The organism is Bradyrhizobium sp. STM 3809, assembly GCF_000239795.1.
Lineage (GTDB): Bacteria > Pseudomonadota > Alphaproteobacteria > Rhizobiales > Xanthobacteraceae > Bradyrhizobium.
The window spans coordinates 1-622 of sequence record NZ_CAFJ01000340.1; the positions used below are offsets into that span (position 1 = coordinate 1).

Genomic DNA, 622 nt, shown 5'->3' on the forward strand with positions numbered 1-622 from the left:
CTCACACCTGGCTCGAGCAATCTCAGCCGCGGACCGAAGCCGAGCGCATCGAAGGTCTTGCGCAGGTCCTGCGCGCTCTGGCGGAAATGCGCCCAGCCGTCGGTGTGAACCGGCACGATCAACGCATCCGCAAACACCCGCGCCGTCTCGACCGTGTCGTTGGTGTCCATGGTGAGATGGAACGGCCCGCGCGTCTGCGCCGCCCCGGCGAACGGCAGCACCACGCCCGGCGTGAAGCGCCGCGCCACCTCGGCGACGCCGTCATAGAACACGGTGTCGCCGCTGATATAGACCGGCGCGCCCTGCGCGGGCTGCAACACGAAGCCGATGACATCACCGGCCAAGGGCTCGATGCCGGCCGGACCGTGCCGGGCGGGCGTCGCCGTCACCGTCAACGTGCGGCCCTGGACGCGCAGCTCGGTGGTTCGCCAGGGAGCGAGGCCCTCGGCATGTCCGCCAAGCCGCTTCGCGCCGACCTCGGTCGTCAGCACGCGCGGCGCGCGGGTCAGGAAGGTGCGGCCGCCATGATCGAGATTGTCGGCATGCTGATCATGGCTGAGCAGCACGGCATCGACCTCGCCGACCGCCTCCGCCGTCAGCGCCGGTCCCGTCAGCTTCTCGA

The 622-nt window shown here is 70.3% G+C and carries 1 protein-coding gene; it reads right to left on the reverse strand.

What is annotated here, in order from left to right:
* On the reverse strand, window positions 1-622 hold a 622-nt coding region (locus tag BRAS3809_RS18560), incomplete at both ends, for an MBL fold metallo-hydrolase (RefSeq protein ID WP_035656773.1).